Source organism: Siminovitchia sp. FSL W7-1587, assembly GCF_037963795.1.
In the GTDB taxonomy this organism is placed as follows: domain Bacteria; phylum Bacillota; class Bacilli; order Bacillales; family Bacillaceae_C; genus Siminovitchia; species Siminovitchia thermophila.
This window is the reverse complement of record NZ_CP150169.1, coordinates 4,222,497-4,248,386: the sequence shown is the minus strand read 5'-3', so window position 1 is coordinate 4,248,386 and position 25,890 is coordinate 4,222,497. Positions and strand designations below refer to the sequence as shown.

The 25,890-nt window shown below is 42.8% G+C and carries 24 protein-coding genes; 3 read left to right on the top strand and 21 right to left on the bottom strand.

Annotation, left to right across the window (positions count from 1 at the left end; genetic code table 11):
- Position 1 precedes the first annotated feature (1 nt).
- From NST31_RS19910 to gpr, 13 genes are all read right to left on the bottom strand, one after another.
- Positions 2-1,495: a spore germination protein gene (locus tag NST31_RS19910; RefSeq protein WP_339162828.1), complete on the bottom strand. Its 1,494-nt coding sequence runs from the start codon at positions 1,493-1,495 to the stop codon at positions 2-4.
- On the bottom strand, positions 1,492-2,589 hold the full coding sequence (locus tag NST31_RS19905; RefSeq protein WP_339162827.1) for an endospore germination permease: 1,098 nt from the start codon (positions 2,587-2,589) through the stop codon (positions 1,492-1,494). The genes NST31_RS19910 and NST31_RS19905 overlap by 4 nt, the downstream gene beginning before the upstream one ends.
- Positions 2,590-3,412: 823 nt before the next feature.
- The gene (mtaB, locus tag NST31_RS19900) at positions 3,413-4,762 is read right to left on the bottom strand and encodes a tRNA (N(6)-L-threonylcarbamoyladenosine(37)-C(2))-methylthiotransferase MtaB (protein WP_339162825.1); all 1,350 of its coding nucleotides are present in this window, start codon (positions 4,760-4,762) and stop codon (positions 3,413-3,415) included.
- Positions 4,763-4,766: 4 nt separating this feature from the next.
- Complete coding sequence (locus NST31_RS19895) at positions 4,767-5,519, bottom strand: 16S rRNA (uracil(1498)-N(3))-methyltransferase (protein ID WP_339162823.1); 753 nt, start codon at positions 5,517-5,519, stop codon at positions 4,767-4,769.
- A 12-nt stretch (positions 5,520-5,531) separates the two neighbouring features.
- The gene (gene prmA / locus NST31_RS19890; RefSeq protein WP_077110636.1) at positions 5,532-6,473 is read right to left on the bottom strand and encodes a 50S ribosomal protein L11 methyltransferase; all 942 of its coding nucleotides are present in this window, start codon (positions 6,471-6,473) and stop codon (positions 5,532-5,534) included.
- 2 nt (positions 6,474-6,475) lie between these two features.
- Positions 6,476-7,597: a molecular chaperone DnaJ gene (dnaJ, locus tag NST31_RS19885; RefSeq protein ID WP_205179854.1), complete on the bottom strand. Its 1,122-nt coding sequence runs from the start codon at positions 7,595-7,597 to the stop codon at positions 6,476-6,478.
- A gap of 144 nt (positions 7,598-7,741) precedes the next feature.
- On the bottom strand, positions 7,742-9,583 hold the full coding sequence (gene dnaK, locus NST31_RS19880) for a molecular chaperone DnaK (RefSeq protein WP_339162820.1): 1,842 nt from the start codon (positions 9,581-9,583) through the stop codon (positions 7,742-7,744).
- 43 nt (positions 9,584-9,626) lie between these two features.
- Positions 9,627-10,208: a nucleotide exchange factor GrpE gene (grpE, locus tag NST31_RS19875; protein ID WP_205179865.1), complete on the bottom strand. Its 582-nt coding sequence runs from the start codon at positions 10,206-10,208 to the stop codon at positions 9,627-9,629.
- A 96-nt stretch (positions 10,209-10,304) separates the two neighbouring features.
- Entirely contained in the window at positions 10,305-11,333 is a 1,029-nt protein-coding gene (hrcA, locus tag NST31_RS19870; RefSeq protein ID WP_077110629.1) for a heat-inducible transcriptional repressor HrcA, read from the bottom strand.
- A 111-nt stretch (positions 11,334-11,444) separates the two neighbouring features.
- A complete protein-coding gene (hemW, locus tag NST31_RS19865; protein WP_339162817.1) occupies positions 11,445-12,575 on the bottom strand; it encodes a radical SAM family heme chaperone HemW in 1,131 nt (376 codons plus the stop codon).
- 311 nt (positions 12,576-12,886) lie between these two features.
- Positions 12,887-14,719, bottom strand: coding sequence for a translation elongation factor 4 (gene lepA, locus NST31_RS19860; protein ID WP_339165626.1), 1,833 nt, complete (start codon positions 14,717-14,719; stop codon positions 12,887-12,889).
- Positions 14,720-14,845: 126 nt separating this feature from the next.
- A complete protein-coding gene (locus tag NST31_RS19855; protein ID WP_077110624.1) occupies positions 14,846-15,178 on the bottom strand; it encodes a YqxA family protein in 333 nt (110 codons plus the stop codon).
- 81 nt (positions 15,179-15,259) lie between these two features.
- Positions 15,260-16,387 (bottom strand): GPR endopeptidase, encoded by a 1,128-nt coding sequence (gene gpr / locus NST31_RS19850; protein WP_077110622.1) that lies wholly within the window; start codon positions 16,385-16,387, stop codon positions 15,260-15,262.
- Positions 16,388-16,573: 186 nt separating this feature from the next.
- Here gpr and rpsT point away from each other — a divergent pair, with 186 nt between their 5' ends.
- Positions 16,574-16,837, top strand: a complete 264-nt coding sequence (gene rpsT, locus NST31_RS19845) for a 30S ribosomal protein S20 (protein ID WP_077110620.1) — start codon at positions 16,574-16,576, stop codon at positions 16,835-16,837.
- A 45-nt stretch (positions 16,838-16,882) separates the two neighbouring features.
- On the opposite strand, the gene holA is transcribed toward rpsT, so the two are convergent.
- Positions 16,883-17,902 (bottom strand): DNA polymerase III subunit delta, encoded by a 1,020-nt coding sequence (holA, locus tag NST31_RS19840; protein ID WP_339162814.1) that lies wholly within the window; start codon positions 17,900-17,902, stop codon positions 16,883-16,885.
- Between the two features lie 289 nt (positions 17,903-18,191).
- On the opposite strand from holA, the gene NST31_RS19835 reads away from it, so the two are divergent.
- Positions 18,192-18,332, top strand: coding sequence for a YqzM family protein (locus NST31_RS19835; protein ID WP_077110616.1), 141 nt, complete (start codon positions 18,192-18,194; stop codon positions 18,330-18,332).
- 593 nt (positions 18,333-18,925) lie between these two features.
- Here NST31_RS19835 and NST31_RS19830 read toward each other — a convergent pair.
- The 3 genes from NST31_RS19830 to NST31_RS19820 all read right to left on the bottom strand — a co-directional run bounded on the left by NST31_RS19830 (position 18,926) and on the right by NST31_RS19820 (position 22,473).
- Positions 18,926-21,256 (bottom strand): DNA internalization-related competence protein ComEC/Rec2, encoded by a 2,331-nt coding sequence (locus NST31_RS19830; RefSeq protein WP_339162811.1) that lies wholly within the window; start codon positions 21,254-21,256, stop codon positions 18,926-18,928.
- 38 nt (positions 21,257-21,294) lie between these two features.
- Positions 21,295-21,765 carry a ComE operon protein 2 gene (locus NST31_RS19825; protein ID WP_077110611.1) on the bottom strand — a complete coding sequence of 157 codons (471 nt, stop codon included), beginning with the start codon at positions 21,763-21,765 and terminating at the stop codon, positions 21,295-21,297.
- A gap of 72 nt (positions 21,766-21,837) precedes the next feature.
- A complete protein-coding gene (locus NST31_RS19820; RefSeq protein ID WP_339162809.1) occupies positions 21,838-22,473 on the bottom strand; it encodes a helix-hairpin-helix domain-containing protein in 636 nt (211 codons plus the stop codon).
- A gap of 85 nt (positions 22,474-22,558) precedes the next feature.
- On the opposite strand from NST31_RS19820, the gene comER reads away from it, so the two are divergent.
- Complete coding sequence (gene comER / locus NST31_RS19815; RefSeq protein ID WP_339162806.1) at positions 22,559-23,380, top strand: late competence protein ComER; 822 nt, start codon at positions 22,559-22,561, stop codon at positions 23,378-23,380.
- Positions 23,381-23,495: 115 nt separating this feature from the next.
- Here comER and NST31_RS19810 read toward each other — a convergent pair whose 3' ends face one another.
- The 4 genes from NST31_RS19810 to NST31_RS19795 all read right to left on the bottom strand — a co-directional run bounded on the left by NST31_RS19810 (position 23,496) and on the right by NST31_RS19795 (position 25,883).
- Positions 23,496-24,242, bottom strand: coding sequence for a class I SAM-dependent methyltransferase (locus tag NST31_RS19810; RefSeq protein WP_077110606.1), 747 nt, complete (start codon positions 24,240-24,242; stop codon positions 23,496-23,498).
- Positions 24,239-24,595 (bottom strand): ribosome silencing factor, encoded by a 357-nt coding sequence (gene rsfS, locus NST31_RS19805; protein WP_077110604.1) that lies wholly within the window; start codon positions 24,593-24,595, stop codon positions 24,239-24,241. The genes NST31_RS19810 and rsfS overlap by 4 nt, the downstream gene beginning before the upstream one ends.
- A gap of 171 nt (positions 24,596-24,766) precedes the next feature.
- Positions 24,767-25,321: a bis(5'-nucleosyl)-tetraphosphatase (symmetrical) YqeK gene (yqeK, locus tag NST31_RS19800; protein ID WP_339162802.1), complete on the bottom strand. Its 555-nt coding sequence runs from the start codon at positions 25,319-25,321 to the stop codon at positions 24,767-24,769.
- Positions 25,311-25,883, bottom strand: a complete 573-nt coding sequence (locus tag NST31_RS19795; RefSeq protein WP_077110600.1) for a nicotinate-nucleotide adenylyltransferase — start codon at positions 25,881-25,883, stop codon at positions 25,311-25,313. Before NST31_RS19795 ends, yqeK begins: the two co-directional genes overlap by 11 nt.
- Positions 25,884-25,890 lie beyond the last annotated feature (7 nt).

Below are 25,890 nucleotides of genomic sequence, written 5' to 3'. Positions count from 1 at the left end.
ATCACTCCTCCCTTCTGGTTGTGTCTCGTGAATGAAACATGTTCGGTCGCTTACTTTCAAGTGTGGGAGGAAGCTGAAAAAAAGATTTTATCGTATTGGCAAGACTGATTCTTGTTGCCACTTGTAAATAGGGTACTCCAAACACTCGAATGTTGGCCAAATATAACGTAACGGAAAATACCGATAGAAAAAAGCCAAAAAACCCAAAAAAAGATGAGATGATCAACACAAAAAATCGAACGAGGCCTACAATCCCCACTAACGATTGATTGATCAAGGTAAAGGTTGCCACACTTGAAGCCGCGATGACGACCAGCATTGACGGGCTCGTTAATCCGGCTCTGATCGCCGCATCACCAATAATCAAGCCGCCGACAACACTTAATGTTTGCCCCACCTGTACCGGCAGCCGCAGCCCCGCTTCACGAAAAAGCTCAAAAAGCAGAAGCATAGTAAGGGCTTCTACCGCACCTGCCAACGGGATCCCTTTCCTGGATTCAATGACGGTCGCCAGCATCGCAATGGGCAGTTGACTTTGATGGAATGAAGTAATGGCCACCCAAAAACCAGGCAAAAAGGCCGCAATTCCGATCGCAAACAAGCGGATAATCCGCCCAAAACTAACATAAAGGGAAGGATATTCGGAGTCTTCCGCACCCTTGAGCAATAACATAAAATTAATGGGGACGATCACCGCATAAGGGATGTTATCAATCAATAAGATGATACGGCCGCTCAAGAGCGCTTTGACAATCCAATCAGCGCGGGGACTATAATCATGTGTAGGGAACAAGTATAGCTTCTTATCGACAAGCTGCATGAATTGATGACCGCTGTAAATCGCATCAATATCTATTTTTTGAATGCTGTTTATGATTTGATTCAAAATTTCACGGTCCACTATATCATCTATATAAAGAACTTTTATGGCTGTTTTGGACCTTCGTCCAACCGTCATTTCTTCGGAACGCAAAGAGTTTGTCGGCAGACGTTTGCGAATCAGGGCCATATTGATCGCGATATCCTCCACAAAGTTGTCCCGGGACCCTTTGATGGCAATTTCCATCCCTGACTCTTCCGGCTCCCTCTGAGGCTTTCTCTCCATATTGACAGCAAGAAGCAAGCCCTCGTTCTCAAAGAAAAAAATCCCATAGCCGGAAAATATCTTCTGAATGATCTCTTCTTTCGTATAAATGATAGAAGCGTCCTGTAATTGAAGCTTATCTAATATATCCCGATCACGTGACAACAAAGGGATATTATTTTTTTGAAAAAATTGTTCGAAAGCAGGGAGCACATGATCATTCAAGTATGGAGAATCAATCATTCCAATACAAAACAACAGCAATCCTTCTGTTTTATGAACATAAACTTTTTGAAAATGAATATCAGAGCACTTTTCAAATAACTGCCGCAGTTCTTCTTCGTTTACTTCAAACGTGTCTTGAGTGATTGATTGTTTATTCTTCAAACCGTATTTTTTCCTCCATTTCAAACCGATTTCCTCCTTTTTTCCTTCCTTTTAACGAAAAAAATAATGAGTGAAATGATGATGGATATCGTTAAATAAAAATAAAGCGAGAAAGGCATAAATACACTTTTTAATAATTGATAATGCAAATCATCCCTGACCGGTATCAGAGATACTATAGTCGTAAGCCCCGCAATTACTAACAAAACAATGACTTTCAATTTCTTGGTTTTAAACCGAAAAATTTCAATCGCTGTCACAAACATGAGTGTTATACGAATGAACGCGCCTGACAACCATTGATATATGGACAAAAAGTCGAGATGTTCCACATATCTTCCAATCGAAACGAGCCCCCATTCTTCGAAAGCCGTAAACCGTTGATTCGCTGCTTCTTTGGGGCCAAATTCGATAATGCCGCCAATAAGCGGGCCAACCGTGAGAAAAAAAAGCACAATCACTAACAAAACAATATTCCGGTAACGGGCTTGTTCGGCAAATTTATGCTGCAAAAAAATGAGCAAGATGATTTCAGCAAACCCGGATCCCGGGTACACCATGCCTTTTACAACCGGTTCAAACCCATGTTCCAGCAACGGCTTTAAGAGAGAGTAATCTTTCACTTTTATATTTGCGAAAGCGACGAAGAATCCAAAAACAACAACGAACGCCAATATAAAGATATTCGCAATAGAAATGGTTCTAAGACTTGTACAAGCAGCCAGAACGCAAAGGGTGATAATTAAAATGGTCAGTGACCACGAAGGGGTATTTTGTAAATACGTAATTTTCGTCCACGTTATCGTTTCCCTTAGGGTGATCATCCCCAAAAAGATAAAGTAAAGATATATAATTCCGCCGAGAGCAGCAGCAAAAGGTTTACCAATCCGCTTCTTTAACCATGTATACAAATGCTCCTGATTCGTAGTCTTAATAATATAAAAAAGAAGGAACCCCCAAATAATTGTAAGTGCGGCCGCTACAACCGCCGATATCCAAGAGTCCCTTCCAGCAGTCTGAATGAGTGGCGTAATCACGATGACATGATTGTGCAATCCAATGGCCGTCATGCAAAGAAAAATGAATTGCAAATTTGTGATAGTGTCTTTTTCTTTCATCAAGGATTCCTCTTTCATATGGAAGCGTCTGAAAAAATGGCATTCCGATTTTAAAATCACTATCAAGTTGGAACAGAGTAATATATGACATATATTTCCCTTTAGGGGTAAAAATTATGAGTAATCATTCTAAACGTTAGGAATATGGTAAGTGGAAATACAGAGGATTTTTCATAAACCAGACATACAAAAAGCACCTGGCGCGCAATCGTTAGAGAGAAGACGATTGGCGAGGCGGGAAAGTTATAGCAGCAACACTAAGATTTACTTTCTTCACATCGCAAACAGCATCATGAAACACTCAGCTTTCCCTTACGAGTCGAACAGCTTGCTTCCAAACACTCATGATTGCTTCTAAAACAAACTTCGCGCAGCGCCAGGCTAAATAATGCGCTAGTTTGTATCTGAATAAACTTTCAAGCTGTTTTGTGATGAGGTGAACAAGGATTCTTTGGGTTTGCGAGAGGGCGCAAGAGATGCGCTAGTCTGTTTCTGAATAAACTTTCAAGCTGTTTTGTGATGAGGTGAACAAGGATTCTTTGGTTCACGAGAGGGCGCAGATACAGATTTTGTTGACTTGCCACAGTGCTCCGAAATCTCCTCAGCGAAAAAACAACCACTCAGAAAAAACGGGCTTTTTCAAGGAGAAGAGAGCGAAATACCCTAGTTGCTAGGCGTTAAAACTGGACACGCCGTTTGCTTCATACGAATTTCGTATAAAATATTCAAATAACGTCATTAACATAAAAAATTCCCCTGCGACTTCAAGTGAGAGGAACTTTCCTTACAAAAAAAGACTGCAGTCCTCACTGCAGTCAACCATTCACCCAACCATGGAAGCGGACGAATCACTGTGAAGGACACGTACAAATTTTCCTTCACAGTACGGGTAACCCGCCTTTGTAATTTTCACTTTTACGAGTTTCCCGACCATTTCTTCGTTTGCAGGAAATACTACTTTCAAGTAATTGTCAGTATATCCTTCATATAAGCCGCTTTCCGGGTTTTCTTTAAACGGCTCTTCCGGGATCACTTCCAGCACTTCATTTTCAAAGCGGGAAGCATATTCTTTTGCCAATTGATCGGAAAGGGCAATGAGCCGGTGTACACGTTCATTTTTAACGGATTCAGCGATTTGGTCTTTCATTCTCGCCGCAGGTGTCCCGGTTCTCATCGAATATGGGAATACATGGAGCTCCGAGAATTGATGCTTCTTAATAAACTCATAGGTCTCCATAAACTCCTCTTCCGTTTCACCAGGGAAGCCCACTATCACATCAGATGTGACGGCTAAATCTGGAAGAGCTTTTTTCAAGAGCTCAAGGCGCTCTGCAAAAAATTCCATCGTATATTTTCTGCGCATTCTTTTTAATACAGTGTTTGAACCTGACTGCAGTGGAATATGCAAATGCCGGACAACAATGTTGGACTTGTCGATCACATCTATTACTTCATCGGTCAGTTGGCTGGCCTCAATCGAAGAAATCCTCAGCCTTTTTAATCCAGTTACGTTAGCCTCCAAATCACGAAGCAAAGCGGCCAAATTATAGTCTTTCATGTCTTCTCCATACCCGCCTGTATGAATGCCTGTAAGAACAATTTCCTTATAGCCTGCATCAACGAGCTGTTGTGCCTGGCGAACGACTTCTTGAGGATCTCTTGAGCGCATTAAACCGCGTGCCCAGGGAATAATGCAAAATGTACAAAAATTATTGCATCCTTCCTGGATTTTAAGGGAAGCACGTGTACGATCTGTAAAAGCAGGGACATCCAACTCTTCGTATACACGGTTCTTCATGATGTTTTTAACTCCATTGATCGGCTGGCGTTCCTGTTTATATTGCTCAATGTAATCAAGCATTTTAACACGATCTTGCGTTCCTACAACGATATCCACACCAGGAATGGCCATGATCTCAGCAGGAGAGGTTTGCGCATAGCACCCCGTCACACAAATAACAGCGTCCGGATTTTTCCGGATTGCGCGACGGATCACTTGCCTGCTTTTTTTATCACCAGTGTTGGTTACCGTACATGTATTGATGACATAGACATCAGCCGTCGATTCAAAATCCACGCGCTCATATCCATTCTGTTTAAACAGCTGCCAAATGGCTTCCGTTTCGTAATGGTTTACTTTACAACCCAATGTATGAAAAGCTACGAGAGACATATTATCACTCCATTAATTCAAAATGATAAGAAATGGCTGCCATGGCATATAGCGGCGCCGTTTCCGTTCTTAATATCCTGGGGCCCAATCCGCAGCATACAAAGCCGTTATCCGTAAGCAGCTCTGCTTCCCGCTCGGTCAAACCACCTTCCGGACCGAAAACAATGATGATTTTTTCACCTTTGTTCACTCCGGAAAGCTTCCTGGCAAATTGGCTTCGGTCACCCTGTTTTGCTGTTTCTTCATAAGCTACGATTTTATGATGAAAATCTTCGCTGAAAACCAAGAGTTGTTCAATAGACAATGGAGAGTGCATTTCCGGAACCGCTTGCCGGTGGCTTTGTTCCGCAGCTTCCTTTGCAATTTTTTTCCATCGTTCCAGTTTTCTGGCTGATTTTTTCTCATCCCATTTTACTACGGAGCGGTCTGCATTGAAAGGGACAAACTGTGAAGTGCCCAGCTCGGTTCCTTTTTGGATCACCCATTCCCATTTATCCCCTTTGGGCAGGCCGCTCGCTATTGTCACATGAACCGGGAGTTCTGTCGCCCTGTCTTCCCATCCAATAATCCGCGCTTTCACAGTATGATCTTCCAGGGATGCAATCGTTGCCTTTGCAGCCTCTCCACCGTTGAATACAACCCAAATATCATTTCCCGGCTTCATTCTCATGACATTGACGATATGATGATAATTGTCTCCTGATAAAAGAACGGTTTCCTGGCCTTGATATTGACCATCAAGAAAATAACGTTGCATGTTTTACACCCTCTAATTCACTCTTCTGGCAATCATCGCTACCCAATCTTCCGTGATCATTGTTTCTTCTATTTGAAATCCTGCTTCATGCAGCGCATCAGCGACTGAATCTTTCTTCTGCAGGATGATGCCGGAAACAATAAAGTAGCCATTGCGTTTGCAAACTTCAGCTGCCGCCTTGGAAAAGCGGACGATCACTTCAGCCAGTATGTTGGCCACGATCACATCAGCGCTTTTTTCAATGCCTTCAAGAAGATTGTTTTGTCTTGCTGAAACGATGTCTTCTACACCATTTAAAGCGATGTTCTGCCGGGCAGCTTCCACTGCCACTTCATCTAGATCAAGGGCCGTGACTTGTTCGGCCCCCAGTAATGATGCCGCAATACTTAATACACCTGAACCGGTCCCTACATCAATGACAAAGTCTTCCGGTTTGACTGTTTTTTCAAGAGCCCGAATACACATGGCGGTGGTGGGATGAGTCCCGGTCCCAAATGCCATTCCTGGGTCCAATTTAATGATTAATTCGTCACTGTTGCCAGTTTCATACTCTTCCCATGAAGGAACAATTGTCACACGCTCTGATACTTTGACAGGATGATAATATTTTTTCCACGCTGTAGCCCAGTCTTCTTCCTTCACTTCCGCAACCTTGACAAGATTTTTTCCAATATTAATTTGGTATTGAGGAAGTTTTGATATTTGTTGTTGAATGGTACTTACTGTTTCTGCATGTTGGGCATTGACAGGCAGATATGCTTTTATAATGACACCTTCATCGGGAAAATCCGCCGGATTCAATTCATATATTTCTCCAAACTGATCTTCCCGCTTCTTATCCAGGTCTTCCCTATCTTCTATTGCAATGCCTGCAGCGCCAGCTTCATGCATGATATGACTGATGGGCTCAATCGCTTCATTTGTCGTATAAACACTGATTTCTGACCATTTCATGGTTAATCCCCTTTAAAAGCGCGCTTCATTTTATCGAAAAAGCCTTCATGCTGCTCATCAAGCGACTCTCCGCTCATTTCGGCAAATTGGCGAAGCAAGTCTTTTTGCTGATCGGAAAGCTTTGTAGGCGTTACAATTTTAACGAGAACATGCTGGTCTCCTCTGCCGTAACCGCGCACGTTTTGTACACCTCTGTCACGAAGGCGGAAACGCGTTCCGGTTTGGGTGCCGGCAGGTATTTTTAACTTGACCTTTCCGTAAAGTGTCGGCACTTCAATTTCATCCCCCAGGGCAGCCTGGACAAACGTGATTGGCATCTCACAATAGATGTCATCACCGTCTCTTTCGAAAAACTCATGCGGGCTTACTCGGAAAACAACGAATAAGTCTCCCGGTGGACCACCATTGATTCCGGGCTCCCCTTGGCCTGCTACACGCATTTGTTGACCGTCGTCCACGCCTTTGGGGATTTTGACACTGATTTTCTTCCGTTTCTTTACTTTCCCTTCGCCATGGCAAGTCCGGCACTTTTCTTTGATAATCTTGCCCGTTCCATGACAGTATTGACAGACACGCCGGTTCACAATTCTTCCAAATGGCGTATTTTGTTCAATATTTAACTGGCCTGTTCCGTGACAATGATGGCATGTGTCGGATGAAGTTCCGGGTTTGGCTCCGGAGCCCCCACATGTATCGCATGATTCTTCACGCGGTATTTCAATGATCGTTTCTTTCCCGAAAACAGCTTCTTCAAATGTCAATGTCATATTATACTGCAAATCAGCACCTTGCCGCGGTGCGTTTGGATCTCTGCGTCCACCGCCAAAAAAGGTGCTGAATATATCTTCAAATCCCCCGAAGCCGCCAAAATCGCCGCCTCCAAAGCCGCCACCACCAAAACCTTGCGGTCCTTCGTGACCGAACTGGTCGTACTGGGCTCGTTTTTGATCGTCGCTTAATACTTCATATGCTTCGGTGATTTCTTTAAACTTTTCATCTGCGCCAGGCTCTTTATTAATATCAGGATGATATTTTTTGGACAAACGGCGATAAGCCTTTTTAATCTCATCTTTTGTAGCGTTTTCCGATACACCAAGCACTTCATAGTAATCACGCTTACTCATGTCTCCACACTCCCGAATCTTTTCACATAACTTTCATTTTACCATAATTGATGGACTGATTAAAAGGAGAATAACTTTTTATCCTCACATGAAGAAAAGTCAAAGCCTGTAACGTGGCTTTGACTTTTCCTATCTGCAAACATGTTATTTTTTAGACTTGTCGTCGTCCACTTCTTCAAACTCGGCATCGACTACATTGTCGTCCCCGCCGGCGGCATCTTGCCCCTCGGCCCCTTGTTGTGCCTCGGCTTGCTTTGCGGCTTCTTCATATAGTTTCATGGACAAGTTTTGCACGATCTCCTGTAGAGCGTCTTTCTTTTGCCTTACTTCTTCCATGTCATTTTTTTCAATCGCCGCTTTTAAGGCATCTTTTGCTTCTTCGGCTTTTTTCACTTCCGCTTCATCTACTTTGCCTTCGAGGTCTTTCAAGGTTTTTTCAGTCGTGAAAATGAGTTGATCCGCTTCATTTCTCAGTTCAACTTCTTCTTTCCTCTGTTTATCTTTTTCCGCATTTTCCTCGGCTTCTTTAATCATGCGTTCAACTTCCTCTTCAGATAAACCGGAGGAAGATTTAATGGTTATGTTTTGCTCTTTTCCAGTACCGAGGTCTTTGGCACTTACATTCACGATGCCGTTTTTATCAATGTCGAACTTGACTTCTATTTGCGGGATGCCCCGAGGTGCCGGAGGAATATCCGTCAACTGGAAACGACCCAACGTTTTATTATCCGCTGCCATAGGACGTTCACCTTGGAGTACATGTATATCCACGGCAGTCTGATTATCCGCAGCAGTTGAAAAGACTTGGGATTTGGATGTCGGAATGGTTGTGTTGCGTTCAATTAGTTTTGTAAATACACCACCCATTGTTTCAATCCCAAGCGATAGCGGGGTTACATCAAGAAGGACAACATCTTTGACATCGCCTGCCAATACTCCGCCTTGGATCGCCGCACCCATCGCTACGACTTCATCGGGGTTTACACCTTTATGCGGATCTTTTCCTGTCTCTTTTCGAATTGCTTCTTGAACCGCCGGAATTCGGGTAGATCCCCCTACTAGAATGACTTTATCAATTTCTGAAGCCGATTTTCCTGAGTCTTTAATGGCCTGGCGTGTAGGACCCATCGTTCTTTCAACGAGCTCAGAAGACAGCTCTTCAAATTTCGCGCGTGTTAAGGAAATTTCCATGTGCAACGGTCCCGCTTCTCCCGCAGTGATGAAAGGCAGGGAAATTTGCGTTTGCGTCACACCGGATAAATCTTTCTTCGCTTTTTCAGCTGCATCTTTCAAGCGTTGGAGGGCCATCTTATCCTGTGATAAGTCAATCCCATGCTCTTTTTTAAATTCATCAACAAGGTAGTCGATGATTACCTGGTCAAAGTCGTCTCCGCCCAATTTGTTATCTCCGGCTGTTGCCAACACTTCAAAGACGCCATCGCCAAGCTCAAGAATGGAGACGTCGAAAGTACCTCCCCCAAGGTCATAAACGAGGATCGTTTGATCTTCATCAAGCTTTTCCAAACCATATGCAAGCGCGGCAGCGGTTGGTTCGTTGATGATCCTTTCGACTTGAAGACCCGCGATCGTTCCGGCATCTTTCGTAGCCTGGCGCTGAGAGTCGTTAAAATAGGCTGGTACGGTAATAACCGCTTTTTCAACTTTCTCTCCAAGATAATCTTCGGCATAAGACTTTAAATGTTGCAAAATGATCGCCGACAGTTCTTGAGGAGTGTAACTTTTCCCTTCGATATCCTCTTTGTGATCAGTTCCCATATGGCGCTTGATGGAAATGACTGTATTAGGATTTGTAATCGCCTGTCTTTTAGCCACTTCACCAACTTGGATCTCACCATTTTTAAAAGCGATCACCGAAGGTGTCGTCCGATTCCCTTCCGGATTGGGAATTACTTTCGGTTCTCCTCCTTCTAGTACGGATACACACGAGTTTGTTGTTCCCAAGTCGATTCCGATAATTTTACTCATTTTCCGAATAACCTCCTTCACAATATGTACGAGCTAAACAACACTATTTGCTAACTTTTACCATCGCTGGGCGAATGACGCGGTCTTTTAACATGTACCCCTTCTGAAATTCCTCAACCACGATGTTTTCGCCTGCTTCATCGTCTTCCGTTTGCATAACAGCTTGATGGAGATTGGGGTCAAACTCTTTGCCGACAGCTTCGATTTGTTCTGCCCCTTCACTTTTCAAAGCCTCAATGATGCTCTTGTATACCATGTTTACCCCATCGAGCAGCGCTCTTGTCTGCTCATTATCCGGCTCAATCTGCATGGCACGCTCAAAGTTGTCTAACGCCGGAAGCAAGTTTGTAATTAAATGCTGGGCTCTATATTTTTTATCCGCTTCCTTGTCGAGTTTAACGCGCCGGCGGAAGTTATCAAAATCGGCGAGAAGGCGTAAATAGCGGTTTTCGTATTCTTGTAGCTTTGCTTCAAGCTCTTCTATTTTCTTTGCCTGGTCCTCGGAATCACCCTCCGGGCCCTTTGCATGCTCTTCGTTCGATTCCGCATGTTCCTCTACGGCTTCCACGCCGCTTTCATTCATTTCTTCTTCTGACTGCAATTGTTCTTTCTGTTCTTCTTGCATGTCTTCACCTCCTTAAAATTTCATAAAAAATTGACACGGAAAAGTGGAAATCAGCAGAAATCTGCCGATTTCCTTGAACCATACCATTTACTGTTATCATTCCATAAACAGTTTTGTCAAGGCATCACTCATATCCTTACTCAAGTAGTCAAGCAAGCTGATGACGCGAGAATACTCCATCCTTGTCGGGCCTAAAATGGCAATTGTTCCAACCGGCTCTTTCGCAATCGAGTAAGTGGCCGTGATCAAACTGCAGTCTTCCATCTCGGTAATTTCATTTTCTTTGCCAATCTTGACATGGATGCCGTTTGGGATATGCCTAAACAGTTCATAAAACCCTTCTTCCTGCTCTATTAAGTTTAATAGAGATTTCACTTTATGAATATTATGGAACTCGGGCTGGTTGAGCATATTTGTTTTTCCGCCAAAAAAGATCTTTTCATTTGCCGGAATATCGATCGATTCCAAAATGGATCTTAAAATAAAATCATACTGATGTACATTCTTTCGAAGGATTTCTGCCACTTCATGTTGGATTTTTTCTTTTAATTCAGCAATCGGCACTCCCGCCAATTTCTCATTTAAAATATTGACAAGCTTCTCGATATTACCGGGCGCATAATGTTCAGGCAAAGTAAACATGCGGTTTTCCACGTGGCCGGTATCGGTTATGATGATGGCCACTGCCTTATCTTTGGCAAGCGGCACGATTTGCAATTGCTTCAGCTTATGTTCTTTAACTGCAGGCCCAAGAAGAATGGCCGTGTAGTTGGTCAATTCCGATAAAGTGCTGGCTGACTTTTGAACAACATCCTCCAGCTCATAAATTTTTTCCGCAAAAATGGAATGAATCATCTTTATTTCGTGATTGAGCAATATTTGCGGAACCAATAAATGGTCGACATAATATCTGTATCCTTTTTCTGATGGAATCCTCCCGGAAGACGTATGAGTTTTCTCAAGAAAGCCAAGCTCTTCCAAATCGGCCATTTCGTTGCGAATTGTTGCCGAGCTCAAATTGATTCCTTGTTTTTTGGACAGGCTTCTGGAGCCGACTGGCTGAGCAGATCTGATAAAATCATCAATAATGACTTGTAAAATACGAAGTTGACGATCAGTCAGCATCACTTATCACCTCTGTTAGCACTCTCGTTATTTGAGTGCTAAATCTAATATAAAAGTATCAAAATGGCGTGTTGATGTCAACGATATTTGACTCATTACGAAGCAAAACGATCATCCGGTCAAAAATGACTGAAACACTTCATTTCCTAGAAAAAGCCCTTGCTTTGTCAATTGGAGCCGATCACCTTTTTCGGTTAACAACTGTTTGGAGATCAACCTTGCAATTTCCCTGCCAAAAACCTCTTTTGGATGAGCTGAAAATTTGTCCTGAAAACAGATCATATTTACCCCGTCCTTTTTCCGAAGCCCAAGAAACATTTCTTCTTCCATTGCTTCCCTAGGCGTCACTTCATGTTCCGTGAAAATGGGCAATGTTCCAGCAGCCAACGGTTCCATATATTTTTTTAACGGACCGTAGTTGGCATATCTTTTCGCATTCACATAACCGTGCGCACCAGCCCCAAAACCAAAATAGGGCTCATTATTCCAATAAACGAGGTTATGTTTGCTTTCAAAACCCGGCTTGGAAAAATTGCTTATTTCATATTGACAAAGTCCGTTTTTTTCCATGCTATCCATCAGGTCCTCATACATCCGAGCTTCTAATTCTTCACCTGGCAGTTTCAGCTTTCCCTTTCTCAATAAATTGTAAAACACCGTCTTTGGCTCCACGATTAAGGAGTAGCCGGAATAATGAGGAAGTTCAAGCGCAAGCGCCTCCCGAATTGTTATCAAAAAGTCTTCTTCCGTCTGCCCGGGCAAAGCATAAATTAAGTCAATGCTTATATTTGTAAAACCTTCCTTACGGGCAAGGTCGACGGAGCGGTATACATCTGCTGCACGATGAGAGCGGCCGATCTTTTCTAAAAGCTCGTCATTAAAAGATTGGACACCGATGCTTAATCGGTTTACCCCATAACTTTTCAGGATTTTCAGTTTCTCTTCAGACAAATCCCCCGGATTTGCTTCAAACGTAAATTCTCCTTCTTTATATGGAAGATGTCTCTTGATAGCTTTGCAAAGTGTCTCGAGTTGCCGTTCATTCAATGATGTCGGGGTTCCGCCGCCAACAAATACGGTTTCCAAGCTGGCATACGGATACAGTTCGCTATAGATTGAGAACTCTTTTTCAAGCATGTCCAAATACTCATCTACAGGCTGGGTATGAAGATAAAATTTATTGAAATCACAATAATGGCAAATATGCTCACAAAATGGTATATGGATATAAGCGGCCTTCAATTTGGTCACAACCTTGTTTTTTAAATAGTTCCTCCGAAGTGGAAAGGGAAAGAGACGGAACCAGTTCCGCCTCCTTCAAAAATACAGCATTTGATTTCCCGGATGCTCTCATTCACTCACTCTTAGCTTATATCGCTGTTTTGCCAAAATGCTGCGCCTAGCATCTGAAGGTCGCAAGCCTGTGAAAGTATTAAACCGGGGCAGTCGCATTTGCATCGTCGCCAAGCAAGATGCAGCTTTTTCAAAAATGTTACATGATTTTCAAAGACAAATCCGCTTGGCTGGAAAGCTGCCTCGGGAAACAATTGGCTCTATTTTCCCGGATCATCCATTTTTAATACAGCCATAAATGCTTCTTGAGGCACCTCTACGGACCCCACTTGTTTCATCCGCTTTTTTCCTTCTTTTTGCTTCTCCAACAATTTACGTTTACGGGAGACGTCGCCTCCGTAACATTTGGCCAAAACATTCTTGCGTATCGCCTTGATTGTTGATCTGGCAATGATTTTGTTGCCAATGGCCGCCTGGACCGGCACTTCGAATTGCTGGCGGGGAATAATATCTTTCAGCTTTTCTACGATCGATTTGCCACGGTCATATGCAAAATCCCGGTGTACAATAAAGCTTAACGCATCCACTTTTTCACTGTTTAATAATATATCCATTTTGACAAGTTTGGATTCTTTATAGCCTACAGGCTCATAATCAAAAGACGCGTAACCTTTCGTACTGGATTTTAATATATCAAAGAAATCATAGACAATCTCCGCAAGAGGAATTTCATAAACGACGTTAACCCGGATATCATCCAAGTATTGCATGTCAATGAAATTGCCGCGCTTTTCCTGCGAAAGTTCCATGACTGCCCCAACATAATCGTTCGGCACCATCATAGACGCCCTCACATATGGCTCTTCCACCCGCTCAATTTGTTGAGCGTCGGGCATATTGGCAGGGTTATCAACATTTATTTCGGTGCCGTCATTTAAATACACCTTATAAACGACACTTGGTGCGGTCGTAATCAAATCAATTTTAAATTCCCTTTCGATCCGTTCCTGGATGATTTCCATGTGTAAAAGCCCCAGAAATCCACAGCGAAATCCAAAGCCAAGCGCCTGCGAAGTTTCTGCCTCATATTCCAATGATGAGTCATTTAATTCGAGCTTCTCCAAAGCTTCTCTCAAATCATTGAACTTCGCTGAATCAATCGGATACAGACCGCAAAAAACCATCGGGTTCATTTTCCGATAGCCGGGGAGAGGCTCCGGAGCGGGGTTGGCGGCGCTTGTAATCGTGTCCCCTACTCTTGTATCTCCGACATTTTTAATAGAGGCCGTAATAAACCCGACATCCCCTACCGTCAATTCGTCTACCACCATTGGTTTCGGTGCATGAACACCTACTTCAACTACTTCAAACTCTTTCCCGTTCGCCATCATCTTAATGCGGTCACCGGCTTTAACCGTACCTTCCACAATTCTGATATAGGCAATGACACCCCGGTATGCATCATAAAGCGAGTCAAAAATCAGTGCTTTTAATGGGGCCTCCGGGTCACCTGTTGGCGCCGGGACCTTTTCAACAACTTGTTCCAAAATTTCATCAATACCGATTCCTGCTTTTGCCGAAGCAAGAACAGCCTCGGATGCGTCCAAACCGATCACATCTTCTATTTCCTGTCTAACTCTCTCCGGGTCTGCTGCTGGCAAATCAATTTTATTAATAACCGGAAGAATTTCCAGGTCATTGTCAAGCGCCAGATAGACGTTTGCCAATGTTTGCGCTTCAATCCCCTGTGCAGCATCCACAACAAGCAGGGCTCCTTCGCATGCCGCGAGACTCCGTGATACTTCATACGTAAAATCGACGTGTCCGGGCGTGTCGATTAGATGAAAAATATACTCTTCTCCATCTTTCGCTTTGTAAGTCAATTGAACAGCATTTAGTTTTATCGTAATACCCCGCTCACGCTCTAAATCCATAGAATCAAGAAGCTGGTTTTTCATCTCACGCGACGAAAGGGCTTCTGTTTTCTCCAATATGCGGTCTGCCAAAGTAGACTTTCCATGGTCAATATGGGCAATAATCGAGAAATTTCGTATCCTTTCCCGTCTCTTTATTCTCTCTTTTTGATTCATTATGTTCTTCACTCCTGTTAATCGGCGCATGTAAACTAGAATAAATTATATCAGTCCATTATTCAATAAACAAAAAAAGCGCATATGCGCTTTATCCGGCAATCCGCCAAATGGAAGATGGATATACGTTCAACTGACAAACAGATCAACCAATTTTTGGGTCACATTGGTCACAGTGTTGCCAAGTGCTCTCCCCAAGGAAGAAAAAAAATTGAAGGATTCCATTTCCTCCAGCTTCTTCTTTTTGTCTTCCAATGTTTCCATAGAATGAACCTCATTGCCAAGCAAAGCGGCTTCCATATTCCCGTCATCTCCTTTTTTCAAGTGAACGGGCGACGGAAGCGAGGTGTCTTCATATCCTTTCATCGAGCGCATTCCTTCATTTGCTTTTTCCATGCCGATCAAGACACCGATGAATAACAGAAACACTGAAATAACGCACTTCAGGAAAAACTTGCCCATATCATTACCTCTTTCATGACACTTCTCTATTCATATATATGTATCAATAGAGTTGCTAGAACAAACACAAACAGCTTGCTTTTATCTAGTTTTAAAACCGACATCCTCTTGGTCAACATTCGTATGAAGGGCTGCATTTAAACCAGAAGCGATCAAGTTTCCCATATCTTCAATAAATACATCCACTTCTTTTGGCGTCACCATTAAATTATGTCCGAGCGGAGCCAATACCTCATGAATGAGTCGTCTCTTTTCATTTTCATCGAGCATGCCAACAATCCCCAGAAACGTTTTTCGCCCCGCTTCTTCAGGCAAATCTTCATTCGTCAGCTTTCTTTTTTCGCCAAATGATAGGCCCGCAGGGGACAATGAACGAGAAGGTCTTCCCGATTCATCCATCTCCCTTCCGAAATGTTTGAGAATAAAATCAATCGTATCACTCGTAATCGTTACCGCATCGACTACAGTGGGCACTCCAATGGAAATCACGGGGACTCCGAGGGTTTCTTTGCTCAATTCTTTCCGCTTATTGCCGATCCCGGAGCCGGGGTGTATACCCGTGTCCGAAATTTGAATCGTACTATTGACTCTTTCAATTGACCGGGAAGCAAGAGAATCAATCGCGATAATAAAATCCGGCTTAGATTGTTCAGCAACGCCGAAAATAATATCACTCGTTTCAATGCCGGTAAGCCCCATCACCCCGGGAGCAAGCGCACTGACAGGCCGGTACCCTTCATCAACATGTTCAGGCTGTAATTCAAATAAATGTCTTGTTACAATTAGACGCTCACAAACGATAGGACCGAGTGCGTCAGGCGTCACATTCCAATTTCCGAGGCCGACAACTAAACAGCTCGCCGTTTTGGGAATATGTAAATTCCTTAAAAAGCGGCTAAACTCTGCGGCGAAAATCTTCTGCACTTTTTGCTGAAGCGTAGCATCCTGACTGCGGATTCCTTGAACCTCAATCGTCAAATAATGCCCGGCTTTTTTCCCGATTTTCTCCTGGGCTTCCTCTGTAATCGTCACTTGGGAAATGTGGACCTCATCAATCTCCCTTTCTTCAGTAATGACACCCTCGAGCTCCTGTTTGCCACTGTCGGCTTTTTTCTTTCTTGCATGGAGGTCGATCGCCATTTCATACGCCTCTTTTGCCAAGTCCGTCCTGACTGAATAAGCGCTTAAATCCAACTGTTCATCTTTCAAATTTGTTGTGCCTCCTTATGCCATGTCTTACTAACACATTTTCTCCTTTCCTGCGGAAATTCATTCATGGTAAGATGGGATGACAATTTGTATTGCAATATAAAAGTCTCTTTGATAAAATACTCTTGTTCTATAAGATAACGAACAGGTATATCGAGTAGCCAATGGTGTCAGGAGGTGAATAGAATGCCAAACATTAAATCCGCCATTAAACGCGTGAAAATTAATGAAAATAAATATGCCCAAAATTCAGCTTTCAAATCAGCTATGCGCACAGCTGTGAAAAAGTTTGAAGTGGCTGCTGAGCAAAATGAGGAAAATGCACAAGATCTTTTTAAAAATGCTATCAAGCAATTGGATAAAGCTGTAACAAAAGGACTTATCCATAGAAATGCGGCCAACCGCCAAAAAGCACGCTTAGCCAAAAAATTAAACAATCTTGGTGCGTAACCAACATAAAAAACGACCCGAAACGGTCGTTTTTTTGATGTTGTTTCATGAACTAGGCTGAACGAGCTTCATCAGGAATAGTTCAATGATGACTTTTTTATCCATTCCTGTTGATTTCATTTTCAAATCACTCTCTGCGAGCATTTCCATAATCCGGATTAGTTCCTCGGAAGAAAAAGATTGAGCCTGTCCTGCCGCCAATTTGACCCGATAAGGATGCACCTTCAACATTCCGGCAATTTGCTTTTGACCATAACCTCTTGCCGTTAATTCTTTTACTTGGTAAATGAGTCGAAACTGTCCTGAAAGTACGGCAAGTATTTTAATCGGCTCTTCATTTTGTTTAACCAAATCATAAAATATTTGTAAAGCTTCTCCAATATGCCGTTTCACAACCTTATCAACAAGCGTAAAAATATTTTGCTCCAATGACCGAGAAATCAGCTTCTCTACCGCTTCCACGGTAATGTGTTTGGAGTCCGCGGCATAAAGCGCCAGCTTCACAATTTCTTCGTTCAAAATCATTAAATCATTGCCTGCCAACTCAAGCAACATGTCGATTGCCTGATCTTCCATGGACACTTGAAGGGAAGTAGCTCTATTTTCCACCCATTTTCTCAAGCTGTTTTCATTAAGGGGTTTCGCATCCAAGACGTCCGCGTTTTTTTTCAACAGCTTAACCAGCTTTTTTCGTTCATCCAGCTTTTCATACTCGCCTGTGAAGACTAGCACAGTAAAAGGGGCGGGGTTTTCCACATATGCTTCCAATCTTTTTAAGTCATGGGTTACTTTCTCTTTTGTTTTTAAAGACGTTAAAAAAACAGGATTATGTAAAATGATCAACTTTTTTTCACCCATAAAAGGCAAAGTTTCGGCATCATCAATCGCTAGATCGACACTAGTTTCTTCCAGATCGTAACTTGAAAAATTAAACTCCGCTTCCTCTTTCGTTAACACATTCGCCAATAATTTCTCTCTCGCCTCATTGATTAAAAACGGTTCAGTTCCATATAATAAGTAAAGCGGTGAAAATTTCTTTTCCTCGATGCTTTTCAAAAAAGCCATAGACAATCCTTCTCTCTACCTGATCTTTTAATTACATCGTAAGGAAAGAGGAGGATTTTGACAAGTGCAATGGGGACTCCTTTGCCCGCAGGCCAAGTGTCCCCCAATCTATATGAACGCTTATGAATACGACCTAGGACACGTATTCATAAGCGGAAAAACGCTTCATTACATAGTGTGACCGCAAGTGAACAAAGTATATGTGTCAAGTCTTGTCAAGAGTGGTAATGGAACAGTGGATTTTTTTTGCGCATTCAACTATACTAAAGTGGAAACAGGAGGGGTAGTTGTGAAAGAATTTGAATTTGAACAAAATGTTCAATCAAAAAGAAATGATGCCGTAGATTCCGGAGTTGGCTTTATAGTGTCATTTGTATTCTTTACAGCGATTTTTGTGATTGGAACAGTTATTGAAGTGCTCGGAAAATAGCGAGAATAAAGAAGAAGTTTGCGCATGCAAGCTTCTTCTTTATTTTTACAAGGTGAAAATGATATAAATATTCTCTCGAAGCAAACTGCTTTGTCCAACAAAGCCTCCAACGACTGGCAAATTTCCTGCGATAACAACAAAATATGCTCTGCATCAATGTTATTCGATGAGGTCTTGTTCAGTTCGGCGCAAAATTTCAGTCAAAGTTCACAAAAACGCCGCGACATACAGGGTGTACAAGGACAAGCGAAGCGACAGGACCAGGAAAGATCGAACAGCATGCATCAAACATGACACGCCGAAAAAGCGCGAGCTATGCATAAACATGACACACGCCGAAAAAGCGCGAGCTTTACGGACTTCACTGCCTGATCTCGCCAACAAGATCCTTGCGATATTAGCTTTTGTTCCACTTTAGCGGCCCAAGTACACAACGTTGCTTGAAGCGCTTGAAGTTTTGCTTTCATTATCGCGCTTTAACTGACAGTAGGTTTCTGCTTTAAGAATCGAGATGAAGCGTAGTATTGAAGGACACAACGATTATGTCAACTAACAATCAGCGGCCTGCTTAAAGTTTTCCCTTTTGTAGGCTGCTAATTATGACGGACATCATCTGAAATATCATATTGTAAAATGGTCTGAAAGGTTCCTTTTTTGGAGCGCCCAAACGTAAAATGGACGGCACCTTGAAGGTCTGTACGAAATATCCGGACGCCATTGTTCTCAAGAGTTTCCAACACTTCCGGATGTGGATGGCCATACCGATTGTTTTGGCCGGCGGAAATAACTGCGTATTTCGGTTTAATTTGTTCCACAAAAGACGGAATGGTCGATGTTTTGCTTCCATGATGACTGACTTTAATGACATCAGCTCGGAGCCTAGAATAAACGGCTATCAATTCCTCCTCTCCTTCTTTTTCTACGTCCCCCATAAACAACCATGTCATCCCGCCAAATTTTCCATATAAAACGAGTGAATCATTATTCCCTTCATATTGATCATCAAACGGATAAATCATTTGAAAGGTGCCTGACTTATTTTTCCAGCCATATCCTGCCTTCACTTCACTTACGGTAATTTTTTTTTCCTTTGCCAGCCGAACTGTCTCCAACATGAGCGGTTTTTCCCACGAATTTGGCGTAATGTACACTTTCCCAATTGAGATTTTCTCCATTAATTCCCTTGTAGCACCGATGTGATCGACATCGCTATGGGTTAAAATCAGCTTGTCGATTCGATTAATCCCATGACTTCTTAACACCGGAAGCAAAATATCAGTTCCTACCTGAAATGTCCTGTTCCTTTCCTGCCATTCTTCCTTTGGAAAAAAGAGCTGGCCGCCAGTATCAATCAAGTATGTACCCCGATTGTACGGCAGCTTAATCAAAACACTATCCCCTTGACCCACATCAATAAAAACAACCTTGCCATATGGAGAAAAACGGATGGCAAAACAATGGATAACAAGAACTAACACAAGAGGAAAAACAGACAAAACAGGGTGGTATTTTCTTTCGGCCAGCAGGAAGTAGATGAAAATACCGACAGTCATGAAAATAATACTGACCAAAGAAGGCTTCCCTGTCACAACAGTCGCAAACGGAAAAGAACCTGTCCAAATAGCAACATTTTCTGATGCCGCCAATACCTTGTCCAAAAAAATGGCAAGATACCCGGAGAAAGGCGGAAGAACAAAACTGAGACAAAACAATACAAAAATGACGGGAAGAAGAAAAAGCGTATAAAAAGGGATAAACAGAAGATTGGCAAACAAACTGATGATAGAAAATTCATGAAAATGGAAAGAAAGAATTGGAAGTGAACTGAGAAGCGAAACCATTGAAATGTGGATCATTTGCCAAAAAGAATGAAGATGCCGAAAAAGAGGAACCGATAAAATAATTCCGAAGCTGACGGCGTACGAGAGTTGAAACCCGATATGGTAAACCGCATAAGGGTCAACGAATAAAAAAAGTAAAAAGCTGATGGAAAGAGCATCAAGTGTTGACAACGGCAGCCGCCACCTTTTGGCAGAAAAAATCAATAACGCCATAAGCACCGCTCTCACAACCGGCGGATTTCCCCCACTTACAAAGCCATATAGTGGAAGCCAAACGAGCATTACACGATATACTGTTTCCCATGTACAGCCGGCACGAAGAAGCACAAAAATGGAAGCCCCAACAATCAAACCCACATGGAGGCCTGAGATGGCAAGCAAATGAACGACCCCTAGCCTTCGGTATCCCTCATTGGCCTCTTCCGAAATGGAGTCCCTGTCTCCAAATATAAGGGCTTCTCCGTAAGCAGCTACCCGTTCCGGGAACATGCTGTTCATTCTCTTGATTGTGTCACTTCTCGCATTTTTCAGGAAATGTAATGCCGAAAAAGAAGACTTTTGACAGACAGCCGGTGAAAAGTGATCCGGCTCGAACAGCCAATAAATCTGTTTCCTCTTTAAATATTGTTCATAATGAAAAGCATGCATGTTTCGTTTTGATTGAGGGCGACTAAGAATGCCTTCTAAGTGACAAATGTTGCCGGCTTGTATATGAAGCTGTATTTGTTGCTTCTCCTGTTTGCTTTTCATTCGGTAGACAAGCATGAGTTTTTCCTGTTCGGATGTTGTCACGATGGCCTTCAGCCGATCACCATCTATTTGCGGAGTTTCTTTGAAGGTAACAGAAAGGCGGGCAGAACCCGGAGAAGGAAAATGTGTCACGCGAAGAAGTTTTGCTTTTTCAGTTACGAGAAAAAATGCGAGAAAGCATCCAGCGGCCGAAATCAGAATCCGCTGCTTTCGAGTATAAACAACTCGGGCGAAGAGCAATATGCTAAATAACCAAACAAGAAAATGGTTTTCCAAAGAATGTAAGATGCCAGCCAGCGCTGACAGTGCGAGAAATATCCATTGACCTGCCATATATTCCCCATTCCTTATATATATTGGGGAGAAGCTATTCAGCTCTCCCTTTCATCATTGGCAAATGCCAAAAAAATCTTTTTATCAAGGGGTACGTGCTCAACATGGACGCCGGCATGCTCCAAAAGTTCCACCGCGTAAGGGTGGTTCCGATAATTTTCAGCGTAATAGACTGACTTGATGCCTGCCTGGATAATGGCTTTTGTACACTGAAGACACGGAAAATGTGTCACATATATTTCGGCATCTGTAGTAGCAACCCCAAACTTGGCACATTGAATAATAGCATTCATTTCTGCATGAATTGTCCGAACACAATGCCCATCGATTACGTAACAACCCTCATCTATACAGTGGACACCACCGGCAATTGAACCATTGTAACCACCGGCAATGATACGATTATCACGAACTATCGTGGCCCCTACAGTAAGCCTGGTACAAGTGCTCCGATAAGACAGCAAATGGCTTTGGGCCATAAAGTATTGTTTCCAAGAAATTCTTTCCATCTTTTTCTCCCTTTCCCCACATATCTTTCATTCAATGTTTTACTTAAGTTTATCTGCACACCACTGGACAAGTCAACGAACCGTGATGGAATCTTGTAGTTTTTCATACGTTTTTCCCCCGATCCCCGAAACATTTTTTAAATCTTCCTCTTGTTTAAAACCGCCCTGTTGTTCCCGATAATCAATGATGGCTTTTGCCTTGGCAGGGCCTATGCCCGGCAATGTTTCCAACTGAGAGGCATCGGCTTTATTGATATTGATTTTATCCCCCTCTTGTCCGCTAATTCCCTGGCTTCCGCCACCCTGCTGATCGGAGTTGACCATATGAACCTCAGTCTCTTCTCCCATTTCTGGAACATAAAGAACCATTTCGTCATGTACTTTTTGTGCCAAATTGAGTTGTTTTTCATCCGCTTTTTCAGCTAAGCCTCCGGCCAGACTGATGACATCTAAAATACGGTCGCCTTCTTTCACACGATACAATCCAGGCGTTTTTACGGCTCCTTTCACATCTACATACATCGGCTCCTTTCGCTCCTCGGAAACGGAAGGGGCAGCATCTTGAACTGGAGGTTCAGCTTCTGCAGAAAAAGATATATCATTTTGCACCACCGGCTCCTCCCAAGGCTTGCTGAAAAACAAAAACAATCCGATGACTATCGCCGCCGCTGCCATTAAAATGAATTTATATTTTTCAAAAAAAACCATCTTATCTACCGCCTTTCTTTCCAGTATATTTTTTTATGTATGGGCATATATTGTCAGGAATAGTAAATGTGAAGGAGGGAACAGCATGAAGGTTGGAATGATAGGAACCGGCAATATGGGAACCATTCTCACAGAAGCTCTAATCAATGGCGGAGCGGTTTCCCCTTCTGAATTAACTGTAACAAATAGGACTTTAGGAAAAGCTTACGACCTGCAAAAGCGTTATGAAGAAATTACCGTGGCCCAAAAGCCTGATGATGTCATAAACGAATCAGAATTAATCTTTATTTGTGTAAAACCATTTGATATCGTCAAAATGGTCAAAGAGCAGCAAGCGCTGTTTACCAAGGAAAAATGTCTCGTCTCGATCACGAGCCCCATTGAGGTGAAGTGGCTGGAAAACTGCGTTGCATCCTCCTGTGCCAGAATTATACCAAGCATTACAAATCGGGCATTATCAGGTGTTTCGCTCGTCACTTTTGGAGAGAGTTGTGAAGATCGGTGGAAATCCTTTTTGAAAGAAATGTTTTCGAAGGTGTCTGTTCCGGTGGAAATCGACGAAAGTATTGTTCGGGTTGCTTCCGATATTGTCAGCTGCGGGCCCGCTTTTTATTGTTATTTAACAAGAAGACTCATTGACGCAGCCGTCAAAGAAACAAGTATTGATGAAAAAACAGCGACCATCCTTTCTGAAAGTATGCTGATTGGCTTTGGCGAATTGTTGAAAAAAGGATATTATTCTTTACCGGCCCTGCAAGAAAAAGTGTGTGTCAAAGGCGGAATTACCGGGGAAGGAATCGAAGTGTTAAAGCGGGAAACAGGGGATATGTTCGAAAAGTTGTTTCAGGCAACCCATAAAAAATTCGCGGATGAAGCGGATTCCATCGAGAAAGCGTTTTACTCTTAAAGCATATGTTACATTCTTTTTAAGATTCTTGCAATCCTTTCTTGTCAACGATTCACTTGTTGCCAATGACCTTAGCGCATGATAAGCATGCCGACCGCTTAACAATCGGCAATGCTTATTTTTTTCTGCATGTAAAAAAGATCCGCTTAGACGTTTTTATCGGGGGGTCCTCGGAAAAGTCGGCTGTTACCCGAAGAACATCAAAACCGGCCTCTTTTAGCCATGTAGTGTACTGTTTCACTGGATATGTCCGCTGATAATGCCATTCATCGATCCGGTTGAATTGCCCTGTCATATCATCCAAAACAAAAAAAGTAAGCTCATGTTCAACAGAATAGCGGGCCGTTCCGGGATAAGATTGCCATATATAGGCAATATCCTCCTCATTTAATGTAAATGTCCTGTTTGCAAACCCGTGAAGCATTTGGAAGGGAGAGTGGACATCGAACAGCAAAAGCCCGCCATCCTCCAAATGACTATACATGCGCCTGAACGTCTCTTTCACTTGATCTTCGGAAGCCAAGTAGTTTAAAGAATCACAAAAAATCGTGATGAAATCATAAGTGGGCAATCCTTCCAACTGGCTCATATCCTGCTGAAACAACGGCAAGTGAATCCCTTTATCAGCTACCTTGGAGGCAGTCACAACCAACATGCTGTCGGACAGATCAACGCCCGTTACTTGAAATCCTTCCCTAACCAGCCTGATGGATAACTCCCCTGTACCGCAGGCCACATCGAGCAGCCGGTTTCCCGAAACATGAAACCGGCTTTTTTCGTCGAGGACATATTCAACCCATTTGTCATATGGAGCATCAGTCATTAAGCGGTCATAAATATAAGAGAATTGTTCATAACTCACGGGGCGATTTCCCTTTGAAGGTTTTCCATTGGCGCATCACCCCAAAGGCGCTCCAAGTTATAATAACTTCTTTCCTCTCTATGGAAAATGTGGGCTACCACATCCCCCATATCAATAAGGACCCAGCGGGCTTCATCCAACCCCTCTACTTTTTTGACGTCCAAGCCCAATTCTTCGACAGAGTGGACTACTTCCTTGGCGATGGCTTGAACTTGTTTTTCCGAGCTGCCATGACAAATAAGAAAATAATCGGCAATCAACGAAACACCTTGCATATTCAAAACAACAATATCTTCCGCTTTCTTGTTCTCCGCCGCTCTAAATGTTGCTTTCAATATTGATTTTGCATTCAAAATGGGAATTCCTCCTTTTATCCCGCATGTAAGGTGCCGTAATACTCCTACTTCAAGACCTAAGTTGATACAAAAGGTCTAAATGGGAGAAAACGGCACCTAAATGCCCGATTGGTTCAACTAACATCCAGTAGGAGTTGGAAGAAAACGCCTACTGAATGAAGTTTCACTTTATTTTACCATGTCATTATATGCCTCTAATGTATCAGGAAAGATTTGAGCCGATTGGTCGATCAAAAATTTCATTGTGTTTCCAATTGCTTTTGTTAATGCCAAATCCAAATCCGTTTTAGCAAGGGCCCTGACTTCATCCAATCCGGGAAACTGGCGTCCAGGCTCAATATAATCCGCCAAATAGATGATTTTTTCCAATAGTGACATGCCGGCTCGTCCAGTTGTATGATAGCGGATGGCGTTGATCACATCTTTATCATGGATCCCCATCTCTTCTTGAACGATGGATGCAGCCACCGGACCATGCCACAACTCCGAATGGTAATCCAACAATCGGGAATCAAGCTTTTTTTCCAGAATAACTTTTTTTAACTCACTGATCGGTTGGAGCTTCGCATAGTCATGAAAAATAGCGGCGATTTCCGTCTTTTTCTCATCCGCTCCGTATTGTACCGCCAAGTCCAATGCGGTTTTCAGAACCCGTACCGTGTGATCAAATCTCGGCCCTGATATTCTTTGCTTCACGATTTGTAATGCTTCTTCACGATCCATACAACCGATTCTCCTCTATATATCGGATTACACTGTCTGGCAATAAATATTTTACAGATTTCCCCGCCTTTACCCGATTGCGAATAAGAGTGGACGATATATCCACTTTGGGTACTTCAACAATTTGAATGGGGTACGGTGTTTCTAACTGAAAACGCGGGCGGTTCGTACCGACGAATCGAACAAGTTTGACGAGTTCATCAATTTTATACCAGTTTGGCAAATACTCCACCATGTCGGCACCGATAATAAAATAAAAGTCAGCGTCAGGAGTTCTTTCCTTTAATTCTTTAATCGTATCGTACGTATATGAACGCCCGCGGCGTTCCAATTCGATCTTTTCCAATGAAAACTTTTGGTGATCCGCAATAGCAAGTTCCACCATCTTCAGGCGATCCGTCGCACTCGTTCCCGTATTTCTTTTTTTGTGGGGAGGTTCTTGATTTGGCATAAATTTTATTTCATCGAGCCCGAGTTGATCAAGCGCTTCATTGGCGATAATTAAATGCCCTAAATGCGGCGGATCAAATGTTCCTCCCAAGATCCCTACTTTTCTGCTCATACTGTCC

Excerpts from the sequence above, each read along its gene's own strand:
- NST31_RS19905 (WP_339162827.1), bottom strand. The coding sequence starts at position 2,589 with ATGAAAGAAAAAGACACTATCACAAATTTGCAATTCATTTTTCTTTGC.
- mtaB (WP_339162825.1), bottom strand. The coding sequence starts at position 4,762 with ATGTCTCTCGTAGCTTTTCATACATTGGGTTGTAAAGTAAACCATTAC.
- NST31_RS19895 (WP_339162823.1), bottom strand. The coding sequence starts at position 5,519 with ATGCAACGTTATTTTCTTGATGGTCAATATCAAGGCCAGGAAACCGTT.
- prmA (WP_077110636.1), bottom strand. The coding sequence starts at position 6,473 with ATGAAATGGTCAGAAATCAGTGTTTATACGACAAATGAAGCGATTGAG.
- dnaJ (WP_205179854.1), bottom strand. The coding sequence starts at position 7,597 with ATGAGTAAGCGTGATTACTATGAAGTGCTTGGTGTATCGGAAAACGCT.
- dnaK (WP_339162820.1), bottom strand. The coding sequence starts at position 9,583 with ATGAGTAAAATTATCGGAATCGACTTGGGAACAACAAACTCGTGTGTA.
- grpE (WP_205179865.1), bottom strand. The coding sequence starts at position 10,208 with ATGCAAGAAGAACAGAAAGAACAATTGCAGTCAGAAGAAGAAATGAAT.
- hrcA (WP_077110629.1), bottom strand. The coding sequence starts at position 11,333 with ATGCTGACTGATCGTCAACTTCGTATTTTACAAGTCATTATTGATGAT.
- NST31_RS19855 (WP_077110624.1), bottom strand. The coding sequence starts at position 15,178 with ATGGGCAAGTTTTTCCTGAAGTGCGTTATTTCAGTGTTTCTGTTATTC.
- rpsT (WP_077110620.1), top strand. The coding sequence starts at position 16,574 with ATGCCAAACATTAAATCCGCCATTAAACGCGTGAAAATTAATGAAAAT.
- holA (WP_339162814.1), bottom strand. The coding sequence starts at position 17,902 with ATGGCTTTTTTGAAAAGCATCGAGGAAAAGAAATTTTCACCGCTTTAC.
- NST31_RS19830 (WP_339162811.1), bottom strand. The coding sequence starts at position 21,256 with ATGGCAGGTCAATGGATATTTCTCGCACTGTCAGCGCTGGCTGGCATC.
- NST31_RS19825 (WP_077110611.1), bottom strand. The coding sequence starts at position 21,765 with ATGGAAAGAATTTCTTGGAAACAATACTTTATGGCCCAAAGCCATTTG.
- NST31_RS19820 (WP_339162809.1), bottom strand. The coding sequence starts at position 22,473 with ATGGTTTTTTTTGAAAAATATAAATTCATTTTAATGGCAGCGGCGGCG.
- comER (WP_339162806.1), top strand. The coding sequence starts at position 22,559 with ATGAAGGTTGGAATGATAGGAACCGGCAATATGGGAACCATTCTCACA.
- yqeK (WP_339162802.1), bottom strand. The coding sequence starts at position 25,321 with ATGGATCGTGAAGAAGCATTACAAATCGTGAAGCAAAGAATATCAGGG.
- NST31_RS19795 (WP_077110600.1), bottom strand. The coding sequence starts at position 25,883 with ATGAGCAGAAAAGTAGGGATCTTGGGAGGAACATTTGATCCGCCGCAT.